Source organism: Kitasatospora sp. NPDC001119, from assembly GCF_053598475.1.
Window position 1 is genome coordinate 94,965 of the sequence record NZ_JBSFKI010000012.1, and the last position, 21,665, is coordinate 116,629.

The 21,665-nt window shown below is 74.8% G+C and carries 19 protein-coding genes; 9 read left to right on the forward strand and 10 right to left on the reverse strand.

All coding sequences use genetic code 11. From position 1 onward, the window contains the following. Nucleotides 1-249: 249 nt before the first annotated feature. Nucleotides 250-1,866 carry a hypothetical protein gene (locus ACWDD9_RS17095; RefSeq protein ID WP_416874220.1) on the forward strand — a complete coding sequence of 539 codons (1,617 nt, stop codon included), beginning with the start codon at nt 250-252 and terminating at the stop codon, nt 1,864-1,866. A 26-nt stretch (nt 1,867-1,892) separates the two neighbouring features. On the opposite strand, the gene ACWDD9_RS17100 is transcribed toward ACWDD9_RS17095, so the two are convergent. Next, the gene (locus ACWDD9_RS17100) at nt 1,893-2,366 is read right to left on the reverse strand and encodes a VOC family protein (protein ID WP_049650575.1); all 474 of its coding nucleotides are present in this window, start codon (nt 2,364-2,366) and stop codon (nt 1,893-1,895) included. 148 nt (nt 2,367-2,514) lie between these two features. Here ACWDD9_RS17100 and ACWDD9_RS17105 point away from each other — a divergent pair, with 148 nt between their 5' ends. Together ACWDD9_RS17105 and ACWDD9_RS17110 are read left to right on the forward strand one after the other, a co-directional pair. Next, nucleotides 2,515-3,825, forward strand: a complete 1,311-nt coding sequence (locus ACWDD9_RS17105; RefSeq protein WP_449811941.1) for a hypothetical protein — start codon at nt 2,515-2,517, stop codon at nt 3,823-3,825. Nucleotides 3,826-4,002: 177 nt separating this feature from the next. Beyond that, a complete protein-coding gene (locus ACWDD9_RS17110) occupies nt 4,003-5,493 on the forward strand; it encodes an alkaline phosphatase PhoX (RefSeq protein WP_049654998.1) in 1,491 nt (496 codons plus the stop codon). Nucleotides 5,494-5,529: 36 nt separating this feature from the next. On the opposite strand, the gene ACWDD9_RS17115 is transcribed toward ACWDD9_RS17110, so the two are convergent. After that, nucleotides 5,530-7,131 carry a PucR family transcriptional regulator gene (locus ACWDD9_RS17115; protein ID WP_241852794.1) on the reverse strand — a complete coding sequence of 534 codons (1,602 nt, stop codon included), beginning with the start codon at nt 7,129-7,131 and terminating at the stop codon, nt 5,530-5,532. 388 nt (nt 7,132-7,519) lie between these two features. On the opposite strand from ACWDD9_RS17115, the gene pruA reads away from it, so the two are divergent. Next, the gene (pruA, locus tag ACWDD9_RS17120; RefSeq protein ID WP_049654997.1) at nt 7,520-9,148 is read left to right on the forward strand and encodes an L-glutamate gamma-semialdehyde dehydrogenase; all 1,629 of its coding nucleotides are present in this window, start codon (nt 7,520-7,522) and stop codon (nt 9,146-9,148) included. A 160-nt stretch (nt 9,149-9,308) separates the two neighbouring features. Further along, nucleotides 9,309-10,238 (forward strand): proline dehydrogenase family protein, encoded by a 930-nt coding sequence (locus ACWDD9_RS17125; RefSeq protein WP_049654995.1) that lies wholly within the window; start codon nt 9,309-9,311, stop codon nt 10,236-10,238. A gap of 65 nt (nt 10,239-10,303) precedes the next feature. Here ACWDD9_RS17125 and ACWDD9_RS17130 read toward each other — a convergent pair whose 3' ends face one another. Beyond that, nucleotides 10,304-10,864, reverse strand: a complete 561-nt coding sequence (locus ACWDD9_RS17130) for a Uma2 family endonuclease (protein ID WP_449811942.1) — start codon at nt 10,862-10,864, stop codon at nt 10,304-10,306. A gap of 153 nt (nt 10,865-11,017) precedes the next feature. On the opposite strand from ACWDD9_RS17130, the gene ACWDD9_RS17135 reads away from it, so the two are divergent. Then, a complete protein-coding gene (locus ACWDD9_RS17135) occupies nt 11,018-11,710 on the forward strand; it encodes an RraA family protein (RefSeq protein WP_049654991.1) in 693 nt (230 codons plus the stop codon). 17 nt (nt 11,711-11,727) lie between these two features. Here the strand turns inward: ACWDD9_RS17135 and ACWDD9_RS17140 are convergent, their stop codons facing one another. The 4 genes from ACWDD9_RS17140 to ACWDD9_RS17155 all read right to left on the reverse strand — a co-directional run bounded on the left by ACWDD9_RS17140 (nt 11,728) and on the right by ACWDD9_RS17155 (nt 16,105). Continuing rightward, nucleotides 11,728-12,252, reverse strand: a complete 525-nt coding sequence (locus ACWDD9_RS17140; RefSeq protein WP_449811943.1) for an N-acetyltransferase family protein — start codon at nt 12,250-12,252, stop codon at nt 11,728-11,730. Between the two features lie 59 nt (nt 12,253-12,311). Next, entirely contained in the window at nt 12,312-13,277 is a 966-nt protein-coding gene (locus ACWDD9_RS17145) for an SGNH/GDSL hydrolase family protein (RefSeq protein ID WP_049654985.1), read from the reverse strand. A gap of 124 nt (nt 13,278-13,401) precedes the next feature. Beyond that, a complete protein-coding gene (locus ACWDD9_RS17150; RefSeq protein WP_449811988.1) occupies nt 13,402-14,700 on the reverse strand; it encodes a TerD family protein in 1,299 nt (432 codons plus the stop codon). A gap of 172 nt (nt 14,701-14,872) precedes the next feature. Beyond that, complete coding sequence (locus tag ACWDD9_RS17155; protein ID WP_449811944.1) at nt 14,873-16,105, reverse strand: hypothetical protein; 1,233 nt, start codon at nt 16,103-16,105, stop codon at nt 14,873-14,875. Nucleotides 16,106-16,434: 329 nt separating this feature from the next. Between ACWDD9_RS17155 and ACWDD9_RS17160 the strand changes: the two genes are divergently transcribed. Further along, a complete protein-coding gene (locus ACWDD9_RS17160; protein ID WP_074001657.1) occupies nt 16,435-16,935 on the forward strand; it encodes an SsgA family sporulation/cell division regulator in 501 nt (166 codons plus the stop codon). A 39-nt stretch (nt 16,936-16,974) separates the two neighbouring features. On the opposite strand, the gene ACWDD9_RS17165 is transcribed toward ACWDD9_RS17160, so the two are convergent. From ACWDD9_RS17165 to ACWDD9_RS17175, 3 genes are all read right to left on the reverse strand, one after another. Further along, entirely contained in the window at nt 16,975-18,411 is a 1,437-nt protein-coding gene (locus tag ACWDD9_RS17165; protein WP_220450064.1) for a helix-turn-helix domain-containing protein, read from the reverse strand. A 169-nt stretch (nt 18,412-18,580) separates the two neighbouring features. Then, nucleotides 18,581-19,705 carry a M56 family metallopeptidase gene (locus tag ACWDD9_RS17170; protein ID WP_449811945.1) on the reverse strand — a complete coding sequence of 375 codons (1,125 nt, stop codon included), beginning with the start codon at nt 19,703-19,705 and terminating at the stop codon, nt 18,581-18,583. After that, entirely contained in the window at nt 19,702-20,106 is a 405-nt protein-coding gene (locus tag ACWDD9_RS17175) for a BlaI/MecI/CopY family transcriptional regulator (RefSeq protein WP_049654255.1), read from the reverse strand. Before ACWDD9_RS17175 ends, ACWDD9_RS17170 begins: the two co-directional genes overlap by 4 nt. 114 nt (nt 20,107-20,220) lie before the next feature. On the opposite strand from ACWDD9_RS17175, the gene ACWDD9_RS17180 reads away from it, so the two are divergent. Continuing rightward, nucleotides 20,221-20,889, forward strand: coding sequence for a DedA family protein (locus ACWDD9_RS17180; protein WP_375873259.1), 669 nt, complete (start codon nt 20,221-20,223; stop codon nt 20,887-20,889). Then, on the forward strand, nt 20,886-21,557 hold the full coding sequence (locus ACWDD9_RS17185; protein WP_074001654.1) for a phosphatase PAP2 family protein: 672 nt from the start codon (nt 20,886-20,888) through the stop codon (nt 21,555-21,557). Before ACWDD9_RS17180 ends, ACWDD9_RS17185 begins: the two co-directional genes overlap by 4 nt. Nucleotides 21,558-21,665 lie beyond the last annotated feature (108 nt).

Genomic DNA, 21,665 nt, shown 5'->3' on the forward strand with positions numbered 1-21,665 from the left:
TGAGCTGAAGAGGGCCCCTCCGGCCCGGGGTCGGGCGGAGGGCGGTTGGGCTTCGTTGCCCCGGTGGCACGCGCGGGGTGTGCGCGGTACCAGACCGAAGGATAAGGGGTGGGCGTACGCCCATGGCGCGCGCCCCTGGGTGCGCCCCGTACGGCCGGGCGTCGGGGGTGCCCGGCCTATACGCTGAGGTGATGGATCGGTACGCGGCGCTGTTGGGCTGACCGCTGGGCTGAGGGAGAGCGCACAACGATGGCCGGACGACGTCGCAAGAACACCGGGGCTTCGACGGGTGAGGGCGCGGCCGAGGCGGTGCTGCCCGCCGACCTGGAGCTCCAGGACCTCTACGGGGCGTTCGCCGCGCACGGGCTGGACGACGAGGACCTGGACGACGCGGCCGTCCTGGTCCCGCCGGTGAAGCTGCCCGCCGAGCGCGAGCTGGCCGAGCAGGCGAAGGCCGTACCGATGTTCGGGTACGCGCTGGCGCTGGCCCGCTGGTCCGCCCCGCACCGGGAGGTGGACGAGTTCGGCGACCTGGTCGAGGCGGACCGGGCGCCCGCGGCCCGGCTGCTGGGCCTGGCCCCGGCCGAGGGCGAGGTGCCCGAGGAGGCCGAGATCGAGGCGCTGCGGGCCTGGTCGCTGGCCTGCGACCTGGACCTGGTGGAGCTCGGTACGACCGCGGAGGGCGAGCACGTCGCCGTCCCCGGCCCGGACCTGGAGCCCGCCGAGCAGGGCGACCCGGAGACCGTCCTGGAGCTGTGGCTGACCGCCGCCGGGATCGTCCGGGAGCTGGCCGTCGAGGCGGACTCCGGCCCGGAGGAGGGCGCCGAGGAGGCCGGGGCCGGGGAGGGCGAGGAGGACGAGGACGCGCTCTCCGAGGTCGAGGAGGCCCGTGACGAGGCCGCCGAGCTGCTGGACGAGGCCCTGCAGGTGCTCTACGAGACCACCGCCTTCGCCGAGCCCGGCAACGAGACCGTGCCGCTGGGCGTGCTGGCCGCGCTGCTGGTCGTCCCGGAGGGCGAGGAGCCCAGCGAGGAACTGCTCGGCGACATCACGGACGTGATGGTCGCGCTGGACCCGATGCTGGGCGACCTCGCCGAGCTCGGCCTGCTGGACTACCGCCCGATCGACCCCGAGCTGTTCGACGAGGAGGACGGCGAGGAGCCCGCCGTGGTCGGCGAGGAGCCGCTGGACGAGGAGGAGTCGGCCCGCTTCGGGCTGGTCCGGCTCACCCCGCTCGGCCAGTACGGCATCCGGCAGTGGCTGCTGGAGGACGGCTACGACGCGCCGCTGGTCGGCGACCTGGCCAAGGGGGACGCGGCCGAGCTGCTGCGCGGCGTGTGCGAGTCGGCCAACGTGCTGCCGGAGGAGGAGCTGCGGGCGTGGACCGCCGACCGGGAGCCGGTGGCGGCGGCGCGCGAGCTGCTCGCGGCGGCGCGCGGCTCCGACGGCTACGGCCCGCTGCGCCGGATGCTCGGCGTCTCGGCGCTCAACCTGCTCGGGCCGGGCGCGGAGCCGGCCGCCCGGGAGGTCATGGACGACCCGGAGCTGGGCGGTGCGGTGCGGGCCTGGCTGACCGCGCAGGGGGCGACGGACGTCCCGGTGCCGGACCGGGCGATGGCGCTGTGGACGGTGGTCGACACCTTCGCCGCCCAGCTGCTGGACAACGGCGGGGACGCCGAGCTGCTGGGCGAGCTGGTCGCCGACCTGCCGGTGAACGGCGATCCGGCGGGGTGGTTCGGCGAGCTGTGGCGGGTCGACCACCCGTACACGGCGGACGTCCTGGAGGCGATCGGGGAGCTGCACCCGGACCGGGCGCTGGCCAAGGAGGCGCGCAAGGCGGCGTTCAAGGCGCGCTCCAGGAGCTGAGCCCTCCGGGCGCACCGTACGGCGGTCTAGGGGAGGTCCAGTGAGCCGTCCTCGGTGAAGGGGAAGAACGGGTTGTGGGCCAGCTCCCAGAGGTGGCCGTCCGGGTCCTCGAAGTAGCCGGAGTAGCCGCCCCAGTCGGTCGGGACCGGCGGCTTGACCACCACGGCGCCGGCCTCGACCGCCGTCCGCAGCGCGGCGTCCACCAGCGCGGGGGACTCCAGGTTTACCGCGAGGGTGACGCCGCGGAAGGAGGGCTCCCCGGTGGCGGGCACGCCCGCGTCGGCGGCCAGCTCGTCGGTGGGGAAGAGGCCGAGCACCGAGTCGGCGGTGCGGAACCAGACGATCTCCGGGCTGGAGGCGGTGGAGCGCTTCCAGCCGAGCGCCTCGTAGAAGCGGGCGCTCTCGTCGAGGTCGGTCACCCCGAGGGTGACGATGCTGATCCGGGCGGGGAAGGCGCCCTGCCCGGTGCGGTCCTGTGCTGCGTCGTTCTGTGCTGTCATGCCGCCAGGTTAGGGAGGGCGGCTGACAACCGGGTGCCCTGACACGGCCACCACCCCCGTCCGGGGGCCGAGCTGATGACCCGGCAGCTGCGGCCACGTAAGGTGGCGTCAGCGGTGCGGGTGCGAGGTCTCGGGGGTGCGGCACAGGATGATGCGGGAGAGCGGCGGCAGGCACCAGAAGCGGGACGCCGGGTCCTCGGGGTCCGCCCCGGCCCCGGACCGGCCGGTCCGGGAGGACCGTTTCGCCGGTCGGCCCGCGGACCGGTCACTGGACCGGTCGGCCGAGCAGGGTGCCGGTCGGCCCGGGGGCAGGCCCGTCGACCGGTTCGCCGACCAGGAGGAGTTCTCCCGCCGGACCCTGGCGGCGGCGGACTTCCCGGTGTACGGCGTGGCCGCGGGGCAGGCTCCCGCGGGAGGGGTCCCCGCGGGCGGGACGATGACGGCCGACGGGGCGTTGGCCGGTGAGGCGCTGGCCGCCTTCGAGACCTCCGGCGGCGAGCTGCGCTGGGTCGAGGTCCAGTGCGGCGACTGGCGTTCGGCGGCCGGCCCGTACGTGACCGTGCGCACCTACCGGCCGGGGGCCGAACCGGGCGAGCGGCTGCCCGAGCTGGAGGACCTGGTCGAGGACGAACGGGACCGCGTCTACGAGCAGTTGGGCGTCGACGAGGGCGACGGGCCGGGCCGGGTACGGGCGTTGCGCGCGTGGATCACGGTGGACGGCGAGCCCTGCGCGGTGGAGGTGCACGAGGACCGGCCGGTGCCGGAGCCCGGCGCCCCGGCGGCGGACGGTCCGGAGCCGGTGTGGGCCGGGCGGCTGCGGGTCGGCGGGCTGACCGTGACGGTGTGCGCGCGCGGGGTGGCCCCCGGCGCGGTGGAGCTCGGCGCGATCGGCGACTTCGAGGACTGCCTGCGCGGCCGCACCGAGCTGCTGCGCGACCTGGCCGCCCGGCGCGCCCGCCGGGTGCCGGTCGAGGAGCGTGAACTGCCGCCCGCCGTCGGGATGGAGGCGCACCGGGCGCTGATCGCGCAGAGCGTCGCCGAGTCCGCCGCGATCGAGGCGCAGGTGCGGGTGGGGCGCACGCCGAGGCTGCCGCGCGGGCTGCGCGGGGAGGTCGGCGCGGTGCGCTGGGAGGCGGCGGTGCGCCAGCAGATGCGGCTGGCCACCGAGACCCGGGAGGAGGCCGCGGCGGCGGTGACCTCGATGGTGAACCACCTCAACCGGCTGTCCCAGCAGACGCACTGGCTGGTCGGCACGGCGGAGGGGGAGGCGGCCGTCGAGGAGGTCGTCCGGTACACGGTGTTCGCGAGCGAGGTGGCGAGCCTGCCGGCGCAGCGGGCCTGGGCGCAGCTGTGGCGGGAACGGCCGGGCGGCGGCGGGGCGGGGGTCTGGGAGGAGCAGCGGCTGGCCGAGCAGCTGTGGCTGTCGGCCTGGGAGCAGTGGCGGGCGGCGCGGCGCTGACGGGTCGGGCGGGTCGGCGGGGGCCTCAGTAAAGCACAGGTCATGTGAAGGTCATCGGTCGGCAAATGGCCGCCTGGGCGTGAGGTGGGCGTCATGCCGGGTTCACCCGCCCGGCGGAGCCTGCTGGGCGTCGGCATCCCGCACCGGCGCCCCCGCTCATCCTCAGGAGTTGCTGCCATGTCGCTGTCCCGTCGGGACTTCGTCAACCGTTCCACCCTCGTCGGGGCCGGCGTGCTGATCGCCGGCGGCGCCGAGGCGCTGGCCAGCGCCCCGGGCGCGATCGCCGCCCCGGTCGGCGGCGAGGCCCCGGTCGCCGCGGCCGCCGGGACCAACTCGGCCGGTGGCACCGCCGTCGGCTACGGCCAGCTGGTCCAGGACCCGGCCGGCCTGCTCTCCCTGCCGAAGGGCTTCTCGTACAAGGTCCTCAACCGGGCCGGCGTCACCAAGCTGCGCACCGGCGAGTTCACCCCGAGCAACCACGACGGCACCTCCGCCTTCGAGGACGAGCGCGGCGGCAACCTGATGGTCGTCAACCACGAGCTGGCCGGCGCCCGCGCCAACTGGCCGCACCCGGTGCCGCTGACCGAGGGCCACGTCTACGACCCGGGCGCGGCCGGCGGCTGCACCATCGTGCACGCCAAGCGGGACGGCTCGGTCGAGCAGTGGGTCGGCATCGCCGGCACCGCCACCAACTGCGCGGGCGGCGTGACCCCGTGGGGCACCTGGCTGTCCGGCGAGGAGACCGAGGACAAGGCCGGCAAGAACGGCTTCACCAAGGACCACGGCTACATCTTCGAGGTCGACCCCTTCGACGACGACTACAACCGGGACCCGCAGCCGGTGAAGGCCTTCGGCCGCTACGCGCACGAGGCCGTGGTCGTGGACCCGAAGCGCGGCCAGGTCTACCTGACCGAGGACGCCTCGAACCCGAACGGCCTGCTGTTCCGCTGGACCCCGCCGGCCGGCTTCAAGCACGGCCGCTACCAGCTGCGCAAGCTCGCCGCCGACGCCGGTGTGCTGGAGGCCTTCAAGGTCTTCGACGCCCAGGGCAAGTTCGTCGACGACCTCTCCCGCGCCACCAAGGTCGGCACCACCTACGGCGTGGACTGGGTCAAGGTCCAGGACCGCGACGCCAGGACCGTCTCGGTGCGCAAGCAGTTCAAGGACGGCGAGGTCAGCCGCGCCCGCAAGCTGGAGGGCATGTGGTGGGGTGACGGCGGCTTCTACTTCGTCTCCAGCTTCGCCCGTTCGGAGAGCCCGCTCCAGCACGACGGCCAGGTCTGGTTCTACAACCCGGCCCGCCGCACCATCACCCTGAAGGTGCTGCTGGGCGTCAACACCGACGTCTGGGGCGACCACGACAACTTCGACGGCCCGGACAACATCACCGTCTCGCCGTACGGCGGCATCGTGATCTGCGAGGACGGCGAGGGCGTCTCGCACCTGTTCGGCGCCACCGAGGACGGGCTGGTCTACCCGATCGCCCGCAACGAGCTGAACATCGGCACCGCCGAGAAGCCCGAGTTCAGCGAGTTCACCGGAGTGACCTTCTCGGACGACGGCAAGACCCTGTTCGCCAACATCCAGACCCCGGGCATCCAGCTGGCGATCAGCGGCCCGTGGCGCCGACTGAACGAGCACAAGCGCGGCCAGGGCTACGGCGAGTGACGAACCGTCAGGAATGACCGTGCGGCTGCCCGCGGACTACTCGTCCGCGGGCAGCCGCAGTTGCAGCATCGCCAGCAGCCGCTGCTGCGGCTGGGCGAGGTCGATGCCGGTCAACTGCTCGGCGCGGCGCACCCGGTAGCGCAGGGTGTTGGGGTGGATGTGCAAGGCGTCCGCGGCCACCCGGACCTCGCCGAGCGCGTCCAGCCAGGCCAGCACCGACTCGGCGAGCCGGGTGCCGTGCCGGCGGTCGTACGCGGTGAGCGCGGTCAGCCGCGGGTCGCGCAGGCCGGTGCGCTCCTGGAGCAGCGCGAGCATCTCGCTGACCAGCACCTCCGCCTGGACGTCGATCAGCGCCGCGACGTCGAGGTCCACGCCGCCGCGGCCCATCGCGTCCAGGATGCGGTCCGCCTGGGCGCGGGAGTCGGGGACCTGGGCCAGGCCGTCGACGGTCGAGCCGATCGCGGCGCGCAGCGGGACGCCGAGGTGCTCCCGGGCGGCCGCCACCACCTCGAAGGCCCAGTCGCGCACGGTGGTCATCGGCAGGCCGGGCGGCAGCTCGGGCAGCAGCACGTACACCCGGGACTCGATCGGGGCGAGCAGCGCGGTGCGGTGCCGGGCGGCGGTGTGCACCGAGATCAGGCCGGTGACGTCGGAGCGGTGCAGCACGTCGGTGGTGTGCGCGCTGTAGGCCAGCACGGTGGCCGGGCGGCGCAGGTCCAGGCCGAGGTGGGTGGCGAGCGACTGGGGGCCGGTGGAGCCCTCCAGCAGGCCGGTCAGCAGCGTCTGGGTGAGCCGGACGTCGGCGGACAGCTCCCGGCGGCGGCGCACCAGCTGGGCGGCCGCGACCCGGGCGGCGCCGACCAGGGACTGTTCGGCCAGCGGGGCCAGCGGCTGGGCACCCTCCTGCACCCAGATGGTGCCGAGCGGCTGCGCCCCGGCCCGGATGCCGACCGCGAGGCGGCGGCGCAGGCCCAGCTCGGGGTGCGGCTCGACCGCGATCGGGGTGTCCGAGCTGCGCAGGTGCTGGAAGATGCCCCACTCGCGGAGCTTGGACAGGTACGGCTCCGGGCCCTGCCAGCCGAGGATGGACAGCCGGCGCAGGTCGTCGACCTCGTCGGAGTCGGAGGAGCGGGAGTAGGCCAGCACCCGGCTGGAGGTGTCCTCGATCGAGACGATGCCGTTGGTGAGGACGGCGACGGTCTGGGCGAGGGAGAAGAGGTCGCCCGCGTTGGGCTCGGGGGCGCCGGGGGCGTCCGGGGCGTCAGGGCCGGCGATGATCGCCCGGGCCAGCGAGTCGAGGTGCTCCCAGCGGGTCTCGCGGCGCACCGAGAGCAGGGCGACGCCCGCGTCGGTGGCGGCCTCGCGCAGCGCGTCGGCCTGGCCGGGGCCGTCCAGCTTCACCGCGACGGCGGCGGCCCCGGCCCGGCCGGCCGCGCGAAGGGCGGGCAGGGCGGCGCGGCCGCGGGCGCCGATCGCGAGCACCAGCTCGCCGGGGGCGGCGGTCGGCGGGTCCTCCGGGTCGAGGATCGCGACGTCGCGCACCGGGACGTCCAGGCCCAGCGGGGCGGCCTGCAGCTCGACCAGCGGTTCGCCGAGGGACATCAGGAGTTGACGGAGCGGCAGGCCGGGGGTGGTCACGCCGGTCCTCCTTCATCCGCTCGGACAACGTTTCGCGGTCGATTTTAGCCGGACGGACAGAGATTCGGCGTGGCCGCCGGACCGCGGCCCGGCGCGCGGGCGCGCCGGGGCCTGCCGACGGGCACCGGCGCGCGAGCCGCCTTCGTGGGCCGGGGGCGTGAGCCCGGAGGCGCGAGGTGGCGCGGGGTGGTGTGAAAGGTGGGGCGATCGGGGACGGTTCGTGACCGCGGCGTGACCGACTTCGTCGGGCCGGACAACGCCGTACGGGGGAATTTAGCCGCGCGGCCAATCAAGTCGCCCGGTGGCCAGGAATAGCGTTCGTGCTGTGGTCGGCGTGCAACCCGCGCCGGCAATCCCCCCGCACTGAACGAAGGAGAGCGTGCGCTCTATGGACGCTGTGACCCAGGTCCCCGCGCCGGTGAACGAGCCGGTCCACAGCTACGCCCCCGGGAGCCCGGAACGGGCCCGTCTGGAGGCCAAGCTGAAGGAGCTGGGCGGCCAGGAGCCGGTCCAGCTGACCATGACGATCAACGGTGAGCGCCGGATGGGCGGCGGCACCGAGATCCACGTCGTCCAGCCGCACAACCACGCGGCTCGGCTCGGCACCCTGCGCAACGCCACCCAGGCCGACGCGCAGGAGGCCATCGACACTGCCCTGGCCGCAGCCGAGGCCTGGCAGGCGCTCTCCTTCGACTCCCGCGCCGCGATCTTCCTCAAGGCCGCCGACCTGCTGGCCGGCCCCTGGCGCGAGACCCTGGCCGCCGCCACCATGCTCGGCCAGTCCAAGACCGCGCAGCAGGCCGAGATCGACACCCCCTGCGAGCTGGTCGACTTCCTGCGCTTCAACGTGCACTTCGCCCGCCAGATCATGGCCGAGCAGCCGATCTCCTCGGACGGCGTGTGGAACCGCAGCGACCACCGCCCGCTCGAGGGCTTCGTCTACGCGATCACGCCGTTCAACTTCACCGCGATCGCCGGCAACCTGCCGACCGCGCCCGCGCTGATGGGCAACGTGGTGCTGTGGAAGCCGTCCCCGACCCAGCAGTTCTCCGCGCACCTGCTGATGCAGCTGCTGGAGGAGGCCGGCCTGCCCAAGGGCGTCATCAACATGGTGACCGGCGACGGCCTGGCCGTCTCCGAGGTCGCGCTCAAGCACCCGGCGCTCGCCGGCATCCACTTCACCGGCTCCACCGCCACCTTCCAGCACCTGTGGCGCGAGGTCGGCACCAACATCTCCGGCTACCGCACCTACCCGCGGATCGTCGGCGAGACCGGCGGCAAGGACTTCCTGGTCGCCCATCCGTCCGCCGACCCTAAGGTCCTGAAGACCGCGATGACCCGCGGCGCCTTCGAGTTCCAGGGCCAGAAGTGCTCGGCGCTGTCGCGGGCCTACGTCCCCGCCTCGCTCTGGGCCGGCCTCAAGGACGAGTTCGCCGCCGAGGTCGACGGCCTCACCATGGGCGACGTCAGCGACCTGTCCAACTTCATGTCGGCCGTCATCGACGAGCGCTCCTTCGCCAAGAACAAGGCCGCGATCGACCGCGCCCAGGCCGACCCGCAGGTCGAGGTCCTCGCCGGCGGCACCTACGACGACTCGGTCGGCTACTTCGTCCGCCCGACCGTCCTGGTCTGCCAGGACCCGGCCGCCGAGTACTTCAAGGACGAGTACTTCGGCCCGATCCTGGCCGTGTACGTCTACGAGGACGAGAAGTACGAGGAGATGCTGACCCAGATGGAGTCGGTGTCCCCGTACGGCCTGACCGGCTCGATCATCTCCCAGGACCGCGCCGCGGCCCAGGACGCGATGCACAAGCTGCGCTTCGCCGCCGGCAACTTCTACATCAACGACAAGCCGACCGGCGCCGTCGTCGGCCAGCAGCCCTTCGGCGGCGGCCGGGCCTCGGGCACCAACGACAAGGCCGGCGCCAAGCAGAACCTGGCGCGCTGGACCTCGACCCGCTCGGTCAAGGAGACCTTCGTCCCGCCGACGGACTACCGCTACCCGCACATGGGCTGACCAGCCCCCTGACCAGCCGGCTCGTCCCGTAGCCACCGGTCACCCGCGACGCCCGGTCCCGCAGCCGGGCGCCGCCTCCCGGGGCGGCGGTGCCCCATCCCCGCACCGCCGCCCCGGCCCTTTCTGCCATCCTTAAGAAGCACCAGCTCCAGGAGTCACGATGCTCCGTTCCGCCCTTCTCGCGGCCTCCCGGTCCCCGCAGGTCCGCACCGTGGTCGAGAAGTTCCCGCCGACCCACGCGATAGTCGAGCGCTTCGTCGCCGGTGACGTCCTCGACGACGCCGTCACCGCCACCGACGACCTGATCGCCACCGGTCGCAAGGTCACCCTCGACCACCTCGGCGAGGACACCCAGGACGCCGCCCAGGCCGCCGGCACCGCCGAGGCCTACGAGCACCTGCTCAAGGCCCTCAAGGACACCGGCCTCGCGGCTGGCGCCGAGGTGTCGGTCAAGCTGTCGGCCGTCGGCCAGTTCCTCCCGGTGGACGGCGAGAAGATCGCGCTGGAGAACGCCCGCCGCATCTGCGAGGCCGCCGCCGAGGCCGGCACCACGGTGACCCTCGACATGGAGGACCACACCACCACCGACTCCACCCTCGCCATCGCGCGGGAGCTGCGGGCGGACTTCCCGTGGCTGGGCGTCGTGCTCCAGGCCTACCTGCGCCGCACCGAGGCCGACTGCCGCGACTTCTCCGGCGCCGGCTCGCGCGTGCGCCTGTGCAAGGGCGCCTACAAGGAGCCCGAGTCGGTCGCCTTCCAGGGCAAGCACGAGGTCGACCTCGCGTACGTCCGGGCCCTGAAGGTCCTGATGGCGGGCGAGGGTTACCCGATGATCGCCTCGCACGACCCCAACATGATCAAGATCGCCGGCCAGCTGGCCCAGTGGAACGGCCGCAAGCGGGACTCCTTCGAGTACCAGATGCTGTTCGGCATCCGCCCCGAGGAGCAGCTGCGCCTCGCCGCCGAGGGCAACACCATGCGGGTCTACCTCCCGTACGGCCAGGAGTGGTACGGCTACTTCATGCGCCGCCTCGCCGAGCGCCCCGCCAACCTGACCTTCTTCCTGCGCGCCATGGCCACCCGCGGCTGACCCGGCGCCCCAGGCCACGGCCCGCACCCCTGACGGGGGGTGCGGGCCGTCGTGCGTTGTCGACGTCAGAGGAACGGCTTCGTGTCGAGGTCGAAGTCGAACGGGGCAGGGAGCGCGAGCGGTTCGCCGAAGGCGGCGAGGTGGACCTCGGTGTACTCGTCGCGGTGCGGCCTGGCGAAGAGGCTGACCTGGGACTTCTCGCGGTCGATGAGGAGGTAGAGCGGGATGCCCGCCCGGGCGTAGCAGTGCCGCTTGGCGATGCGGTCCTGGTCGGGCTTGGCGGAGGTCACTTCCACGACCATGGAGACGCCGTCCGGTTCCATCCAGGACGGTGCGCCCCGGAAGAGGCGGAGTTCCTCGGGGGCGAACGTGACGTCCGGGATGACGTGGTCCGCAGGGTGGTGCCCGCTGGCGACGAGGCGAAGTCCCTTGTTCTCCGACATCTGCATTTCGGTAGCCGACTTGCGCCACACCTGGCCGGTCAACTCGCTGATGAGATGGCAGTGGTAGCCGTCGACGGGGAGTCGGATGAGGATCTCGCCATTGACGAGTTCGGCCCTCAGGCCTTCGGGGGCGTCCAGGGCGAGAAACAGCTCGAGGAGGATCTCGTTATCCGTTGTGTTCATGAACGACCTCTCGACCGGATGCGTCGGAAGGCTATGCGCGGTGGGCACAAGCGGGGGCAGGGACTGCGTCATCGTCACTCGATGGTGTGAGTTCGGGGCGGGGCCTAGGATCTTCCTGCTGGTGAACTGGCTTTTTGAGTGGAGGAGTTGGGGATGCTGAAGGCTTTCGCGGAGCTGTCCACGCCGTTGGTGGCGGATGCCTGTGTGCGGCTCGGGGTGGGGGTGCGGGTGGCGCCGGCGGGGGTGGGGGCGGTGGTGGCCGGGGCCCGGGTGGCGGGGCGGGTGCTGCCGGTGCGGCACTACGGGAGCGTGGACGTGTTCCTGGAGGCGTACGGGGCGGCCCGGGACGGGGACGTGCTGGTGGTCGACAACGGCGGGCGGACCGACGAGGCCTGCATCGGGGACCTCGCGGTGCTGGAGGCGCGGGCCGCCGGGGTGGCCGGGATCGTGGTGTGGGGGCTGCACCGGGACACCCCCGAGCTGCGGGAGATCGGGCTGCCGGTGTTCAGTTACGGGGCGCTGCCGCTCGGCCCGGTGCGGTTGGACGACCGGGAGCCGGCGGCGCTGCTGACGGCCAAGTTCGGGCCGCACCCGGTGAGCGCGGAGGACGTGGTGTTCGCCGACCCGGACGGGGTGCTGTTCGTGCCAGGCGACCGGGTCGCGGAGGTGCTGGAGACGGCCGGCGGGATCGCCCGGACCGAGCGCGCGCAGGCCGCCCGGATCGCCTCCGGGGACACGCTGCGCCGGCAGACCTCCTTCGAGGAGTACCTGGAGCGGCGCGCCGCCGACCCGGCGTACAGCTTCCGGCGGCACCTGCGGCGGATCGGCGGGGCGATCGAGGAGTAGGAGCAGGGGTAACGGCCTTACAGCTTGCGGTACATGACGTGCAGGCCGACGTAGCCGTCCACGGGGTGGTCGAAGGCCTCGGGGACGGTGCCGACGATCTCGAAGCCGAGCGACTCGTAGAGCCGCACGGCGTGGTGGTTGGTGGCGACCACGGCGTTGAACTGCATGGCGCGGAAGCCGGAGCGGCGGGCCCAGTCGAGGGTGTACTCGACCAGGGCCCGCCCGATCCCCCGGCCGTGGTGGGCCGGGTCGACCAGGTAGCTGGCGCTGGCCACGTGCGAGCCGTTGCCGGGGCGGTTGCGGTTCATGGTGGCGGTGCCGAGGATGCGCCCGTCCCCGTCCACCGCGACCACCGTGCGGTTCGGGGCGGCGAGCATCCACCACTCCCGGCCCAGCTCGGAGGACATGTCCAGGGGGTAGGGGAAGGTCTCGCCGGCGGCGACGACGGTGTGGAAGAACGGCCAGATGTCCGGCCAGTCCTCGGGGACGGCTTCGCGGATGCGGACGGGAGCGGGCACGGGCGCGGGCGTGGGCAGGGGCATCGGACCAGAATGATGCTCGAGGGGTGGGCGGGCCAGCGGTTTTCGGTCGGAGCGGCCGGTCAGCCGCCGAGGACGGCCTTCTCGACCAGGGCGGCGGTGTGCGCCTGGCCGGTGGCGTTGGGGTGCACCACGGCGTACTCGAGGGGGAGGACGCTGGTCAGCACGCCGTCCAGCCAGTGGTCGGCGTCGCAGACGCTGTGGCCGGCGCTGGCGGGGTAGAGGTCCACGAAGGTGTCGCCGTGGGCGGCGGTGCTCCGGGCGACGAGCGCGTTGAGCGGTTCCACGATCGCGGTGCGGGCCCAGACGAGGTCGCCGCCGGTGAAGGTGCCGAACTGCAGGAGGTTGCCGAACTGGCAGAGCCCGGCGTTCTCGGGGACGAGGTGCGGGTAGCCGACGGTGAGGATCCTGGCGGACGGGGCCTTGGCGTGCAGCGCGGTCAGCATCCGGTCGTAGCCGTTGCGCAGCCGGGCGAAGCGGTCGGGCAGGCCCGCGTCGAACTTGTCCTTGCAGGGCGTGCCCCGGCCGAGCTGGACGGCGCCGAGTTCGATGCAGCTCTTGAGGATCTCGGCGAAACCGAGGTCGTTGCCGCCGATCCCGACGGTGACCAGGCCGGTGGCCGGGTCGACGGCGTCGATCTGCGGCGGGACGGGCGGGTAGGGGCCGTTCGGGTCGGTGCCGAGCGGCGGGAGCGGGCGGCCGAGCGGGGCTTGCGCGGTCACGTCGACGCCGTCGGTGGTGGCGCCGCTGCAGCTGACGTTCCGCAGGTCGGCCAGGGAGCCGAGGTCGCGGCGGATGATCTCGGGGTAGGAGTCGACGGTCCGGGCGCAGCCGTCGCGGGGCGCGGTCTCGTCGCCGGTGGCCTCGATGACCCCGGCGGTGTAGGAGTCGCCGAGGGCCGTCCAGCTCAGTGCGCCGGCGCGGGTGCCCGGCCGGGCGGCGGCCTGGGAGGTGGTCGGGGTGATCAGCCCGGCGGCGAGCACGGTGGCGGTGCCGGCGACGGCGAGGCGGGACAGGAAGCGTGGCACGGCTCTCCTCCTGGGGATAGGGGGAGAGTGCGGTTTCACCCTCCTGAGAGTCAATCGAGTCGCTCTGTGGACGACTTGATGCCTCGGGAGGGTGAAACCACGGGCAGGACGGTGACGCCGGGTGTCAGAGCGTCGCGGCGGCGGGCTCGATCATCGCCCGCGCGGTCTTGCCGTCGACGTACTCGCCGAGTGCCGTCATCTCCCACTCGCCGCCCGGGCGGCGGACCAGCTTGCACATCATCACACCGGTGTGGGGCTCGGAGTTGGTGAGGTCGAAGCGGACCAGCTCCTCCTCCGTCCGGGCGTCCAGCAGGCGGCAGTAGGCGTCGCGCACCTCGGTGAACCGCTGGCCGGAGAAGGAGTTCACGACGAAGACCAGCGCGTGGACCTCGGCCGGCAGGCCCTCCAGGTGGACGGTGATCGCCTCGTCGTCGCCGCCCTCGCCGCCGACCAGGTTGTCGCCGGAGTGGGAGATCGCGCCGTTGAAGATGCTCAGCTTCATGAACCAGGCCGTCTCCAGCCGCTTGTGGCGGGCGTCGAAGGCGAGGCAGGAGGCGTCCAGGTCGATGTCGCGGCCGCGGGCGGCGGACTTCCAGCCGAGGGCCATCCGGACGGAGGAGAGGAAGGGGCGGCCGTTCTTGACCAGGGAGACCGAGCTGCCCTTGACCAGGTTGACCCGGCCCTTGTCCAGGGTGACCTTGCCGGGGGCGGCCGGGGCCGGGGGCGCGGCGGGCGCCGGGGGAGCCGCGGGCGGGGCCGGGACGGCGGTCTGGCCGGTGGCGAGGGCGATCCGCGGGTCGATCGGGGAGGCCGCCGGTGCGGGCGGCACGGGCGGGGCGGCCGGCGGAGCGGTCGGGAGCTGGATGGTCCGGTCCATCGGGGCCGGCGGTGCGGCCGCTGCCACCGGGGCGGCGGGCGCGGGGGCCGGGGAGTCGTCGACGGTGACGCCGAAGTCGGTGGCGATGCCCGCGAGGCCGTCGGCGTAGCCCTGGCCGACCGCGCGCACCTTCCAGGCGCCGCCCCGCTGGTAGACCTCGACCACGATGAGCGCGGTCTCCAGGCCCAGCCGGGGCGGGGTGAAGGTGACCAGCACCTCGCCGGTGTCGGCGTCGCGGACGGTGGCGGTGGGCTCCGTCCCGGCGAAGGTGGAGACCTGGTCGGCGGGGCTCGCGGTGACCACGATCTTGGTGATGCCGGCCGGGACGGCCCGGGTGTCGACGGTGATCGCGTCGGGGGTGCCGGCGGAGGCCGGGCGGTGGCTGACGCCGGGGCCGTTCGGGGCGTTGAAGAAGACGAAGTCGTCGTCCGAGCGGACCTTTCCGGCATCGGTCAGCAGCAGGCCGGAGACGTCCAGCGCCTTGGGCGCGGTGACCTCGACGGTCACTCGCGCGGCGGTCAGCGGTGCGTTGCCGCCTTGGGTCAGGACGGTGGGCACGGACTCCTCCTCGGGTGCGGAACGGCGGCCCGGCCGGGGCCGTTGGGGGCGCCGGGCCGGGTGCTGCCCACAGTAACGAACGAGGGTGCGGGGATGCGCCCGTCCGGCGGGGCCGGCTGTCGGATCGTCGGACGATCGTCCGCTGCGGGCCGTCGGCGGCTCAGCGGGCCGCGGCGGTCGGGGTCGCGGCCGGGGTCGCGGCCGGGGTGGGCGCCGGAGCGGCGAGCGGCGTGGCGGCCGGGCTGCCGGGCGCGTACGGCTCGGCGGACGGCGGCGGCGGAGGCGGGCCGAAGGAGCCGAGCGCCGCGACCGCGCGGGGGCGGTCGAGGGCGAAGGCGGAGACGCTCCAGCTCTCCGCCGGGGCCGACTTGCGCACCACGGCGGACGGGTCGGCCGCCGGACGGGCGCCGCGGACGCCGAAGGTGTAGCGGCCGGGCCGGACGTCGGTGCCGGGCGGGGTGGTGAAGCGGTAGACGAGGGTGCCGCGCTCCTGCTGGACGGTCACCACGGCGCCCGGCAGGTCGGTCCAGGCGGAGCCGGGGCCGGGGGCCGACTCGCCCGGGACGAGCCGGAACTCGGCCTGGAACGCGGTGACCGGCTCGGTGGCCGCGAGGGTGAGCTGGTGGCGCAGGCCGTCGCGGCCCAGCGGGGAGACCCGGGCGGCGCCGGTCAGCGCGTGGTCGGTGCCCGCGCTGTCGTCGGTGCCATCGGTGCCATCGGTGCCGTCGGTGTCCGGGGTGTCGCCGGTGTCCGCCGCGCCGTCGGTGTCCGGGACGGGCAGGGCGGGCGGCGGCGCCGGGCGGCCGGGGGTGGGCGGGCCGAAGCCGGGCTGCTTGGCGCCCGGGGCCGGGACGGAGACGGAAGGGGAGGGCGAGGGGCCGGCCGGGGCCGTGGCGCCGAGCAGCCCGGCCTCGGTGCCCGCGAGCTGGGTGCCTGAGGCGGGTGCGTCCTGCCCGGCCGAGGCCTGGCCGCCGGTCTGGGGTGCGCCCGGGACCGTCGCGCGGGGCGCGGGCGGGGAGGCGGCGACCGGGGGGTCCACCGAGCGGTGCGTGGACGGGTGCGTCGAGGGCCGGTTCGCGGCGGGGGAGGACGACGGGCCGTCGGTCGGGGTCTGCGCCGAGACCGCCTCGGCCTCCTCGGTGGCGGCCGGCGTGGGCGGCGGGGTGCTGCCGACCCGGGCGACGCCGGCCCGGCGGCCGATCCCCTGCTGTTCGTTGAGCAGCAGGGTGGTCGCGATGCTGATGCCGACCACGGTGGACATCGCCATCGCGGCGCCGGAGAAGCGCAGGGTGGGCAGCCGGAACAGGCCGCCGAACGGGCGCGGCCGCCCGTGCCGGCCCTGCCGTGCGGGCTCGTGCTGCACGTCCCGCGCGGTGTCCTCGCGCACAGCCACCGGACCCCTCCCTCCCCGAAGCCGCCGTCGCGTCGCCGTATTCTCCCACGCGCCGCCGCCGGGCCCGGCTCCGGCCGCGGAGGGCCGGTTCCACGCGGGCCCGCGTGGGGAGAGGGGAGAGCGTACCAGCGGACGGCCGTGGCCCGGTCGCACCCCCTCCACTTCGCGGACATCCGTGCGCCACACGGAAGTTGACGCTCCGTCTGATAAGCGCCGACAGGGGAAGGAAGGCCCGGCCGGGGGTTATTGCAACCCCCTTGCAACCCTTGCCCGCCGTACCGGGCGTGACGCAGGCTGAGGGCATCCCACGCCGTCCCGGAGAGACCGTCATGCCGTCCGACCCGCTGTCCGCAGCCTCCAGTGCACCCCTCGCCGCCACCCCCACGGGCGGCGATGGGGAGGTCTCCACCGCCGCTCCGGCGGCGGTGGAGGAGGTGCTGATCCTGCGGATCTCGCTGGGCGAGGAGGTGGTCGGCGAGGTGCGCACCCGGTTCCGGTTCACCGCCGCGCGCCCGTACGAGGTGCTGCTGACCTTCCACCTGGGGCGGCCGGACGAGGCGGACTGGGTGTTCTCGCGTGAACTGCTGCGCGACGGCCTGCGCGCGCTGAGCGGCCAGGGCGACGTCAAACTGTGGCCGGCGTACTGCCCGTGCCACGGCTCGACGCTGCACCTGGCGCTCGAATCCCCGCACGGCAGCGCGCTGCTGGAGGCCTCCAAGCCCCGGGTGCAGGCCTGGCTGGACCGCACCTACGCGCTGGTCTCCGAGCACCAGGAGCGCCACTGCGGCCCCACCGACGCCGAGCTGGCCGCGCTGCTCGCCGAGGGCTGAGGCCGACCGCCGACGCCAGGCCGCCGGGCAGCAGGGCCGTCAGCGGCGCTCCGGCGGCCCGGCGGCGCACGGCGGCGCGAGGGGCGGCGCGCCGGGCAACCGGGCCGTCCCCGCCGCCAGCGCGGCCCGCAGCCGCCGGACGGCCGGGGCCGAGGAGGCGGGCAGCAGGTCGTACGGGTCGTCCGGCCCGTCCACGCTGACCAGCACCGACTCGGCGATCCGGTACGGCCGGTGGGCCAGCAGCCCGCCCAGGTAGCGGCGCAGCCGGGACAGCTCGGCGCGGACCGTCACCGTCCGGCCCGCGTCGCCGAACAGCGCCTCGGCGAGCTGGGCGGCGGTGCTGCCCTCGCGTCCGGTGGCGAGCAGGAGCAGCAGTTCGGCGTGGCGCGGGCTGAGCGGGTGCGACCAGCTGTCGGCCGCGCCCCGGACGGACAGCTCGGGGCGATCCGGGCGGCGCAGGTCGAGCCGCAGGTGGGCGCCCTCGGCCTGTTCGGCGGTCACCGTGCCGGAGCCGTCCTCCTCGGGCGGCCGGACCGGGCGCACCAGCCAGCCGTCGGCGAGCGGCTCCAGCGCGCACTCGCCGAGGCCGGGCACCCAGTGCACGGTGGCCGGGGTCCAGCCCTCGCTGGGCACCCGCAGCCGGCTGGGCGGCGGCAGTCCGGCGGCGGCGGCGGTCCAGCCGGCCGCGTCGACCACCAGCGCCGGGCCGCCGACCCGGGCGAGCAGCGGGGCGGCCAGGGCGCGCAGCTGGTGCAGCGCCTCCAGCCGGTGGGCGCGCAGTTCGGCCTCGGCGAGCCGGGCGGCGGTGGCGGTGAGCTGGATCAGGAACGGGCGGACGCTGTGCGCCGGGCCGCTCAGGTTGATGGCGCCGACCAGCCGTCCGGTCCCGGGGTCGCGCACCGGCGCGGCCACGCAGGTCCAGGCGTGGTGGCTGCGCAGGTAGTGCTCGGCGGAGTGGACGTGCATCGGGCGCCGGGCGCGCAGCGCGACCGCGATGCCGTTGGTGCCGACGCTCTCCTCGATCCAGCGGGCGCCGGTGATGAAGCCGATCCGGTCGGCGCTGCGGCGCAGGCCGCGCTCGCCCTCCTGCCAGAGCACGTGGCCCTCGGCGTCGGCGACGGCCAGCAGCAGCGGGGCCGCTCCGCCCACCTCCAGCAGGGTCTCGCGCAGCACCGGCAGGACGGCGTCGAGTCCGCTGGTGCGGCGGCGCTGTTCGATTTCGCCGGGGCCCAGCAGGACGGCGGCGGCGCCGGTGTCGGGGTCGAGGCCGAGGCGGCGCAGCCGGGCCCAGGAGTCGCCGATCTCGGGGCGGGGTTCGAGCAGGCCGGGGCCGCCGGTCTCCTCGGTGAGGGCGGGAACGGCCAGTTCCCGGGCGGCGGCGTCGGCGAGGGTGCGGTCGTGGACCTTGGCCAGCTCCGACGCGGTCGGCGGGGTGCGGCGCTCGGGTCGTCGGGACTGCCGTCCGGTCTGCCGCACTCGCTTCGCTCCTCGCCGCCGTTCGAGGACGCGTCGGGGCCGACGCGCTGACGAAAGCGTACGGGGGCGGTGGGCCGCTGGGGACGGGGTCGGGCAAGTCGGCATACCGGGCGGTACGGAACGCGGGCCCGCGTTCCGTACCGCCGTACCGCCTGGCGACCGGACGGGGTCAGCGCTGCGCGCCGGAGCCCTGCTGGGCCGCCTCCACGGTGTGGTGCAGGTCGGCGCCGGCCTCCAGGGCGGCGCCGGTGCTCAGCGCCAGGCAGGCGGCCAGGGCCACGGCGGCGGCCCGCAGCCAGGTGCCGGGGGCGGTGGCCGGGCGGGGCTGGAGCAGTGCGGCGACCCGGCGCGGGACCGGGCCGGAGTGGGCGGCGGCGACCAGCCGGGGGCGGGCCGGCCAAGGGGAGCGGCTCGCGGCCAGGGCGGCCCGGCCGACCGCGCGGGCGGTGACGGCGCGGTCGCCGACCCGGGCGGCGGCCACCTCGTCGGCCCAGCGCTCCAGGTGGTAGCCGAGGGGTGCGCGCAGCGGGCGGAGTGCCGGGTGGACGTCGGCGGCGTGCTCGGCGAGGGCGAGGAAGAGGTGGTGGCGGGCGGTCAGGTGGGCCCGTTCATGGGCGAGCAGGGCGGAGCGCTCGGGGCCGCTGAGGGCGCGCAGCATGCCGGAGGTGACCACGATCCGGCCGGGCTCGCCCGGTCGGCCGGGGCGGCCCAGGCGGCCGGGCAGGGCGAAGGCGTCGGCGCACTCGTCGTCGAGGACGGTGAGCGGGTGGTCGGCGGGCCGCAGCAGGGCGGCGGGCCGGAGGAGCGCGGCCGGCCATGCCGGGGGGCGTGACCGGCGCACGGAGGCGCGCGGGGGGCGCGTGTCCGGATGCTGGGCGGGGGAAGGTCCACGGTCCGGACGGGGGCCGTCGGCGGGCTCCGCGCGGTGCGCGTCGGCCGGGAGCGCGGCCCGGGCGGCGCGCAACTCCCGCAGCCGTCGGCGGGCGGTGCGCACCGCCAGGGCGCCGAGCGCGAGGAGGGCCAGGGCGGCCAGCGCGGCCGGGAACGGCGCGTCGGGCGCGGCCGCGGTGAGCCAGGGCAGCGAGAGGTGGCCGAGGGCGGCGACCGGCGGGAGCTGGAGCAGTCCGGCGGCGGCCAGCAGGCCGAGCGAGCAGAGGGTGCCGCCGGCCAGGACGGCGGCGCTGCCGGCCAGCATCCAGGCGGCGGCCCGCGGCGGCAGCGCATCGGCGAGGCGGCGGGCCAGCGGGGCGGCCAGGAAGGGCAGCAGCAGGGGGACCCAGACGGCGAGCATCATCGGCCCGCCGTTCCCGGTGTCTGAGCCCCGGGGTTGCCGTCGCCGAGGAGGTCGCGCAGCAGCTGCTCGTCCTCGGCGGAGAGGTCGGAGACGAAGCGGGCCAGCACGGTGGAGCGGTCGGTCTCGCGGCCGAGCTCGGTGTGCATCCGGCGGGCGGCGAGCCCGGCGGTGTCCTGGACGGTCGGGGTGTAGGCGTAGGCGCGGCCGGCCCGGGTGCGCTCGACCGTCCCCTTGTCGAACAGCCGGGCCAGGATCGTCGCGATGGTGGTGCGGGCGAGGTCCCCGCCGAGCGCGGCCTGGACGTCCTGCGGCGTCATCGGCTGCCGGGCGGACCAGAGGGCGGCCAGCACCTCGGCCTCCAGCTCCCCGGCGGGCCGGCGGGCGGACGGTACGTCGGGCATGGCGGCGCTTCCTCCAAGTATCGTCTACAGTCGTGTAGACCGTCTACGCAACTGTAGACGGTCCGGGCGGGTTCGGTGCGAACCGCCCTCCAACGTACGGGAGGTCCGTCGGCCTTGCTCCAGTTCCTCGCCGATCCGGCCGTTCACCTCGCGGTGAACCCGCTGGACGCGTCCTCACTGCTCGCCGCCTTCGGCGCGCTCGGCATCGCCGTCGTGCTGTTCGCCGAGACCGGGCTGCTGGTGGGCTTCTTCCTGCCCGGCGACTCGCTGCTGTTCACCGCCGGGCTGCTCTGCGTGCCCGGCGCCACCAAGGGCCCGCAGCTGCACCTGTGGCAGGTGCTGCCCGCCGCCCTGGTCGGCGCGCTCGTCGGCGCCCAGGTCGGCTACCTGATCGGCCGGCGCGGCGGCCGGGCGCTGCTCGGCCGGACCAGGCGCAAGAGCCTGCTGGAGGGCGTGGCGCGGGCCGAGGAGCTGCTCGCCAAGTACGGCCACGGCAAGGCGATCGTGCTCGCCCGGTTCATCCCGGTGGTCCGAACGGTGCTGAATCCGCTCTGCGGCGTGCTCGACGTGCCGGTCCGCTCGTTCACCCTGTGGCAGGTGGTCGGAGGCGTGGTCTGGACGGTCGGCGTGGTGTTCGCCGGGTACGGGCTGGGCTCGTCCATCCCCGGCATCGACCAGTACCTGCTGCCGATCATCGGTCTGGTAGTAGTTGTCTCCGTGCTCCCTATTGTTCTCGAACTGTTCCGCGCCCGTAAGGCGCGACGTCACGGAGGTGACATGTGACGCCCTCCAGGGCGCTCGCCGTGTACGACGGCAGCGGAATCGACGGCGGCCTGTACACCCGGGTCAACGGCTGGGCGCAGTCGGCGCCGCACTGGCTGGACGAGCTGATCAAGGTCTGGTCGGCGCTCGGCCTCGGGCTGTTCGCGGTCTTCATGCTCTACGCCTGGTGGCGGGCGCGCGGCGCGGACTCGGCCGTGATGGCCAGGGTGCTCGCCTCGCCGGTGATCGTGGTCGTCGCCTACGGCGTCAACTCGGTGTTCAAGGGCGCGGTCGAGGAACTCCGGCCGTGCGCGCAGATCCCCGGCAGCGTCTCGCTGGAGACCTGCCCGGGCACCGGGGACTGGTCCTTCCCGAGCAACCACTCGGTGATCGCCTTCGCCGCCGCGACCGCGCTCTGGTTCGTCAACCGGCGGCTCGGCCTGGTGGCCGGCCTGTTCGCGGTGCTGATGGCCGCCTCCCGGGTCTGGGTCGGCGTGCACTACCCGCACGACGTGGCGGTGGGCGCGCTGGTCGGGCTGCTGGCCGCGGCGGTGCTGGCGCCGCTCGCCGGGCGCTGCGGTCCGCTGGTGGACCGGATGCGGGCGGGCGCGCTGCGGCCGCTGCTCGGACCGGGGCAGCCGCCGGTCGTGGCCCGCGGGTACGCGTCGTACGAGTCCCGGCAGCGCTGAGCCGGACTTCCGCCCCTGCCCCTTGTCCGGTCTCGGACGGCGGGTGGAGCATGTGAGCCGGGCGTGGAGCCTCCTTCGGGGGGCGCCCGCCCGGCTCAGTCGTGCTCG